Origin of the sequence: Marinospirillum insulare DSM 21763, assembly GCF_000686905.1 — a bacterium.
In the GTDB taxonomy this organism is placed as follows: Bacteria; Pseudomonadota; Gammaproteobacteria; order Pseudomonadales; family Halomonadaceae; genus Marinospirillum; species Marinospirillum insulare.
This window is the reverse complement of the sequence record NZ_JMLW01000059.1, coordinates 1-6,195: the sequence shown is the minus strand read 5'-3', so window position 1 is coordinate 6,195 and position 6,195 is coordinate 1. Positions and strand designations below refer to the sequence as shown.

General features: G+C 42.4%; 8 protein-coding genes and 1 pseudogene. 4 read left to right on the top strand and 5 right to left on the bottom strand.

What is annotated here, in order from left to right; genetic code table 11:
* Together BP27_RS16420 and BP27_RS0113410 are read left to right on the top strand one after the other, a co-directional pair.
* The coding region (locus tag BP27_RS16420; protein WP_150112074.1) for a transposase at positions 1–324 on the top strand (324 nt) is incomplete at its 5' end.
* A 425-nt stretch (positions 325–749) separates the two neighbouring features.
* On the top strand, positions 750–1,070 hold the full coding sequence (locus tag BP27_RS0113410; RefSeq protein WP_027851968.1) for a hypothetical protein: 321 nt from the start codon (positions 750–752) through the stop codon (positions 1,068–1,070).
* A 111-nt stretch (positions 1,071–1,181) separates the two neighbouring features.
* Here BP27_RS0113410 and BP27_RS0113405 read toward each other — a convergent pair whose 3' ends face one another.
* The 3 genes from BP27_RS0113405 to BP27_RS0113395 are packed head-to-tail and all read right to left on the bottom strand — an operon-like array spanning position 1,182 to position 4,125.
* The gene (locus BP27_RS0113405; RefSeq protein ID WP_027851967.1) at positions 1,182–1,847 is read right to left on the bottom strand and encodes a LutC/YkgG family protein; all 666 of its coding nucleotides are present in this window, start codon (positions 1,845–1,847) and stop codon (positions 1,182–1,184) included.
* Positions 1,844–3,292, bottom strand: coding sequence for a LutB/LldF family L-lactate oxidation iron-sulfur protein (locus tag BP27_RS0113400; RefSeq protein WP_036240405.1), 1,449 nt, complete (start codon positions 3,290–3,292; stop codon positions 1,844–1,846). Before BP27_RS0113400 ends, BP27_RS0113405 begins: the two co-directional genes overlap by 4 nt.
* Entirely contained in the window at positions 3,289–4,125 is an 837-nt protein-coding gene (locus BP27_RS0113395) for a (Fe-S)-binding protein (protein ID WP_027851965.1), read from the bottom strand. The genes BP27_RS0113400 and BP27_RS0113395 overlap by 4 nt, the downstream gene beginning before the upstream one ends.
* A gap of 109 nt (positions 4,126–4,234) precedes the next feature.
* Here BP27_RS0113395 and BP27_RS0113390 point away from each other — a divergent pair, with 109 nt between their 5' ends.
* Positions 4,235–4,618: a DUF423 domain-containing protein gene (locus BP27_RS0113390; RefSeq protein WP_027851964.1), complete on the top strand. Its 384-nt coding sequence runs from the start codon at positions 4,235–4,237 to the stop codon at positions 4,616–4,618.
* Positions 4,619–4,815: 197 nt separating this feature from the next.
* Here the strand turns inward: BP27_RS0113390 and BP27_RS0113380 are convergent, their stop codons facing one another.
* A complete protein-coding gene (locus BP27_RS0113380) occupies positions 4,816–5,154 on the bottom strand; it encodes a HopJ type III effector protein (protein WP_027851963.1) in 339 nt (112 codons plus the stop codon).
* A gap of 86 nt (positions 5,155–5,240) precedes the next feature.
* Here BP27_RS0113380 and BP27_RS17450 point away from each other — a divergent pair.
* Positions 5,241–5,705 (top strand): annotated as a pseudogene (locus BP27_RS17450) (LEA/WHy family protein); the annotation flags it as partial.
* A 170-nt stretch (positions 5,706–5,875) separates the two neighbouring features.
* On the opposite strand, the gene BP27_RS17445 reads toward BP27_RS17450, so the two are convergent.
* The coding region (locus BP27_RS17445) for an IS30 family transposase (RefSeq protein ID WP_027851975.1) at positions 5,876–6,195 on the bottom strand (320 nt) is incomplete at its 5' end.

Genomic DNA, 6,195 nt, shown 5'->3' with positions numbered 1-6,195 from the left:
TATCAACGAGTGGTGACAGCTTATAACGAGCCAGATCGCAGACGTGGCAAAAAACTAATGCAAGCACTTATAAAAATAATCACAGCGCCTGACTTACCGATAGAACTTATTGAAGTTAAACGCTTAGGAAAAACATTAAAAAAACACGCTCAGAGCATCCTTGCTTACTTCGATCGCCCAGGCACTAGCAATGGACCAACAGAAGCGATTAATGGCAGGCTGGAGCACTTACGAGGCATAGGACTGGGTTTTAGAAATTTAACCAACTACATAGCAAGGTGCTTGTTAGAATCGGGTGGGTTCAAAAAGCACCTACACCCTTAAATGCGAAGAGCCGTTTATCGTAACGAAATTAAACATGCAAAATTTAGCCGTTTTGAAGCGACTAGACTGCTAGATAGCCTAGAAATAGAGCTGGTGGATTAAGTCTTATTTGTGACCCTAGGTTTTCAATGATCTCTTCGGCTAGGTCATCAGGTTCTGGCAGATTATCTGAATCCGTTTAGCTGCTATAATTTAAGTATTCTGTGAGAGACCTTATTTAATCTGCTAAATGATGTACCTTTCTAAGGTTCTAGTAGATTGCAACTGGCCTATATTCTATTGTTTAGCTAGGTTTTAATATGTTATTCTTTGAAATTGTGTATCTAACTTAGGGGTATCTAGTTAGTAAAGAGGCTCTTAGAGCAACAAAAACTTGATAGTGCTTGCCCAGCCTATCAAGCCATCACTGGGCAAAAGGAGTTGGAATGGCTTTTACATCAATAATATTTAAAAATCCAAATACAGGCGCAATGAAAGAAGCACCAGTTGGATTTTCATGGACTACCTTTTTTTTTGGTTTGTTCCCTGCATTATTTCGTGGTGACTGGAAGTGGGCTATTATTCAGCTCATTCTTGGAGCAATCACTTTTGGCTTAAGTAATATTTTATTTATGTTTATTTACAATAAGCTCTATATAAAAGAGCTTATTGGGGCAGGTTTTAAAGCGCAGTCTATTGCTAGTGGTGATATGAACTTTGCTAGTGCAAAAATTGGTATGCAAATACCCATGTTAGAAGCTGCTTAATCTCTTTCTAACTAATAGTAAAAGATGAGAGCAGCCTCTCATCTTTTACTTTTTCTAGATTCACTTCTTTAGAGTAAGCAATAACTCATCTTTAAAATATTCTAGACCAGCTCATGCGTCCTCCACCAGCAATACAATTAAATCTTTAGGGCCATGAGCGCCATAGGCTAAGACTTGCTCAATATCGGCAGTTTTTGACGGGCCAGAAATCAGCAATAGATTACTGGGCATTGGCCTTGGCCAAGCTTGTTGCGCCTGATATAAATTGTCATAAATCTGGCTGGCTTTGAGTAGCGCAATATGTAGCGGTGGCACTAGGCTCATTAGGCGGGGTTCGGCTGGGCTGGGTTGCACCACCAAAGTGCCTGTGGCGGCAATCCCTGCTAGCGTGCCGGTAAAACTGGCAGGCACGTCATCAAAAAGTTCACGCTTCCATTCTTCAATGGGACGGTCATAAGCCAGCAGTTTTAATGAGCTATCTTGTATTTGGCAGTAAGCACTAAAGGCTTGACCGTGCGTTGTGCTCGGTGCTGTTAACAGCCTATTGATTTGCCGTTGTGTCAGCAGTTCATGCAGTAGTTGCGGCCATTCAGCACTGCGCGTCAGATGCACTTCACTGTGTACTGCGGTCATTAATTCTTTTAGACGAGTCACCCGCTCAGCAGGGCAATAACGCCACGGCTTATCCACTAACGAGGCATCAAAAGGGTCGGCTAGCGGTTGAGTGCCTTCTAAACTTTGGCGTAGGCTGGCTAAAATCTTCTCCCGTGCACTCATGATTTTTTCTCCAAATGCTTTTTTGCCAACTCATGCAAGCTACGTTTTGCGGGCTTGGGGGCGCTGTGGTTTTGTGTCCAAGCACCTAGCTTGCTGGGCGTGAATTGACCTAAGCGTGTCGCTAAGAAAGTGCCAGTTTTATACAGCAACGGCTTAGTATTAAATGCTTGCCAGCCTTTCCATAACAGTGCTTCTTTATTTGAATAACGGCTGCCCTGCCCAGCCATTATTTGGGGTTGTTGCTTGGGCGATTTAACATTTTCTTCACGCAAGCGGCGCAATAAGGCAGGAATGGGGATTTTTACGGGGCAGACTTCGCCACAAGCGCCGCATAAAGAAGAAGCTGAAGGATGGTCTGGCGTATTTTCTAAACCTAATAGATGTGGCGAAATTATTTTACCTATGGGGCCAGGATAAACTGTGCCATAGGCTTGCCCACCAATGCGTGTATAAACAGGACAATGATTCATGCAAGCACCGCAGCGGATGCAATTCAGTGTTTGCCTTAATTCACTGTCTGCAAAAGCTTGGCTACGACCATTATCCAACAACACTAAATGGACTTCTTCTGGGCCATCAAGCTCATCTGGCTGGCGTGGTGCAGAAATCATATTTACATAGGTGGTAATGCCTTGCCCTAATGCAGAGCGAGTGAGTAATGACAAGAGCGGCACTGTGTCTTGCAAGTTGGCAACCACTTTTTCAATACCTGTTACGGCAATATGCACTGGCGGAACCGTAGTGGACATGCGGCCATTGCCTTCGTTTTCCACCAACAACAGAGTGCCCGTTTCTGCTACAGCAAAATTAACCCCTGAAATGCCAATATCCGCCTGAAAGAATTTTTCTCTTAAAATACTGCGTGCCGACTGAATTAAGCTATCTACATCATCGGTATAGGGTAGCGCTAAACGACTTTCGAAAAGCTTACCCACCTGCTGCGCATTTTTATGAATCGCTGGCATAATAATGTGCGTGGGCTTTTCATTATCTAGCTGAATAATGTACTCGCCCATATCCGATTCAAGCGCTTCTATGCCGTGTTCGGTGAGGTGCTCATTCATGGCCATTTCTTCACTGACCATGGATTTACCTTTAATCACCTGCTTGGCATTGCGGGCTTGGGCAATGTTTAAAACAATGGCATTGGCTTCTTCTGTCGTGCTGGCCCAGTGCACTTGAATACCCTGCTTGGTTAAATTACTTTCCAGTTGCTCCAGCAAATCGGGCAGTTGCGATAAGGCACTGGCTTTAATTTTGTTGCCCAGTTCACGCAGGTTTTCACGTTCATCTTCATCCGGCATAGAGATAAGACGTTTGCTAATGAGTGAATCCATAGCGCTGCGCATATTAGTACGCAGCTGCTGATCTTTTAACGACAGGCGTGCATTGGATTTAAGGTTTTGTGCAGTGACATCAAGCGTATGAATGCGTTGGCTGCTCATGTGTTTGGCTCCTGCTTAACTTGGGTGCGTTGCCATAAAAAACTGGCTAGGTGCTGACCTAGTAATGGGATGTTTTGTTTTTCAAAAGCACCATTAATATTCAATAAACAACCGCAGTCGGCACTCACCACCTGCTGTGCACCACTTTTCTGCAAGGCTTGGGTTTTATCTGCCACCATAGCGCCTGAGATATCGGGCATACGCACCGAAAAAGTACCACCAAAACCGCAGCACTCGCTTTCGTGGTCATGGTCTAGGCGCTCGACTTGGGTTAATTGATTTAGCAATTCACGGGCATGCAGGTGGGTATTCATTTCACGGCGGGCAGAACAAGAGGTGTGCAATGCCACTTGGGTCGCTTCACCTTGATCTGTTAATTCTACTTGGCATACCTTTAATAAAAACTCGCTTAGTTCATAAGTGCGTTCAGCCAAGGCAGTTACTTGGGCTAGCGTTTCTGGTTCATCTTTAAATAAGTCGGAATAGTGCTCACGAAACATGCCAGCACAAGAACCTGAACAAACCACCAAAGGCCAATCTTCTGTTAATAAGGCGAGTTGCGAGCGAGCAACATCTTTGGCTTGTTGGGTATAGCCAGAGGTGTAGGCGGGTTGACCACAGCAGCTTTGTGCTTGAGGAAAGTTCACTTGAATGCCTTCACGCTCTAATAAATGAATGGCATCCATCCCAGCTTCTGGAAAAAACAAATCGACAACACAGGTGCCATAAAGGTAAATGTGAGCAGGCTTGTGGGTTGGATAGCTGCGTGGCGCTTTACGAGGCTTGGCAACCCGTGTTTCTTGGGGTGCTGCATTATAATAAAGATGACTCATAGCAAAGCTCCAGCAGAAGAAAAATAAAATCACTAGTCAGTCAATTTAATGCTTTGTGTTAGCATCAACAAGTTTATTTTTATAAAGCTTTTTAGGTAAGGAAGGGCAAGTGTCTAGTTATCAACAACGTTGGTTAGCTTTAGTAGCAGTAAGTGGTTTTTTAGTCGTGGCTTTAGGTGCTTTTGCGGCGCATGGTTTAAAGCCCTTTTTAGATGAGCGGGCGCAGGAGTGGTTTAAGTTAGCAACTACCTACCAAATGTGGCATACCCTGGCTTTGTTAGGTTTAGCAACCACTTGGATAGAAAAAAATAAAGGGTTGCGTTTAGCTGCCTGGAGTTGGTTGGCGGGCACGTTGCTTTTCTCTGGTTCACTCTACCTAATGGCTATTACAGGTGATACCCGTTTAGCCATCATTACCCCTTTGGGTGGTGTTGCTTTGCTTTTTGGGTGGTTAAGCTTATTTTTTGGAGCTTTTCGAAGACGCGCTAGTTAAGTTAGATTTTTGAGCTGCAGAAATACCTTGTTGGTAATCTTTTTTACTTTCAGTGGTTGTAAAAATTGTAGCTTCTACCTTCATTACTAAGCTGAAATTATTCACGCCATTACCAAGTTCTTTATCGAGCATAGAAAGATTGATCATTTGAGCCTTCTGTTAACCTAACAAAGTTAGGTATTGGTTTTAAAAAGAATTTATTTCTTCTGTAAAGCAGATGAGCTGTAGCTAATGCCTGCCCAGCCTGTTTGCATAAAATTACGTATATTCTGGTGGTCTAGACCTAGAGGGTTTTTTAAGACATCTTGTGTGTAATAATCACCAAAAGCATTTAATGCAGCCTGTTTACTTAGTTGATTAAGCAGACCAAAAGCAAAAATTTTGCATGAGCCATTATTAGTGTTTGCTTCGTTAACTAAGTCACCATTAATAAAGTGAGCAGGGGTAAAACTGTATTCAGTTTCTATCACTTGCATCACGGTTTGAAAATCAACAGGATGCTGGCTTAACTGGGCTAAGAGTTCACTCAAGGTCATGTGGTGCCTCGTTTATTAGAGAATGCTAGTATAGCAAAGCTGTCAGTTATTTGAAGGTTTTTAATTTTAAATATAAGGAAATTGGAATGATGGGTCTAAGTTTTTTGGCAGCAAAAAAGTTGCCAGTCAAAGCGTTGCTAGTTGTTTTATTAGGTTTGTTTTTAACCTCTGGCTGTAGTTTTTTAGAGCGTTCTGGAGCTTGGGTTCAGCCTGAGGTCAAGGTAGTAGATAATCGTTTAGTTGGTTTAAGTTTAACTAAAGCTTTGTTAGAGGTGGAGTTAGAAGTAAGTAACCCTAACCGTTATTCCATACTAGTGGGTGCGTTAGATTTTCAACTCGATTTACAAGATGCAAAAATATTAGCTGGTCAGCAGCTACAAGGTAATAAATTAGCAGCAGGCAAAAAACAGTCAATTATTTTACCGCTTGAAATTGGGTTTGCTGATTTAGGTAAGTTTATTACTAATTTAAGTGATTTGAATGCGTTAAATTATAGAGTTGCTGGTGGTATGAGCTTTGATATTCCTGTTGCTGGCCCGTTAAGAGTGCCTTATGAAACCAAGGGCGAAATCCCTATTCCTCACCTACCTGAGTTCAGCTTAATTGGTGTAGAGCAAAAGCGGTTAAGTTTAACAGGTGCCGATTTGGTGATGAGTGTTGAATTAGATAACCCTAATGCTTTTGATCTGCTAGTGAATAAATTACAGTACTCATCTTGGATTCAACTTGCTAGTGCAACAGCCTGTAATTCTTCAAACAATACTTCATTTGGTGTTTTCATTCCAAGTGTTTTCCTAGGTCGGTTATTTAAACGATGCATAATGAATTCAAAATGCTCATCATCTAAGTGCTTAAAGCATGAACCTTTGGGGCAGTATTGACGTATTAAGCCATTTGTATTTTCATTCAATCCACGTTGCCAAGAAGCATAAGGGTCTGCAAAGTAAAAGTCACAATTCAGTGCTTTTGCAATGGCTTGATGCTCAGCAAACTCTTTACCATTATCTGCCGTTAGAGTATGTACTAAACCAACAGAAGCAA

Bases quoted from the DNA above. Each gene is read 5' to 3' on its own strand.
- BP27_RS0113410 (WP_027851968.1), top strand. From the start codon at position 750: ATGGCTTTTACATCAATAATATTTAAAAATCCAAATACAGGCGCAATG.
- BP27_RS0113405 (WP_027851967.1), bottom strand. From the start codon at position 1,847: ATGAGTGCACGGGAGAAGATTTTAGCCAGCCTACGCCAAAGTTTAGAA.
- BP27_RS0113400 (WP_036240405.1), bottom strand. From the start codon at position 3,292: ATGAGCAGCCAACGCATTCATACGCTTGATGTCACTGCACAAAACCTT.
- BP27_RS0113395 (WP_027851965.1), bottom strand. From the start codon at position 4,125: ATGAGTCATCTTTATTATAATGCAGCACCCCAAGAAACACGGGTTGCC.
- BP27_RS0113380 (WP_027851963.1), bottom strand. From the start codon at position 5,154: ATGACCTTGAGTGAACTCTTAGCCCAGTTAAGCCAGCATCCTGTTGAT.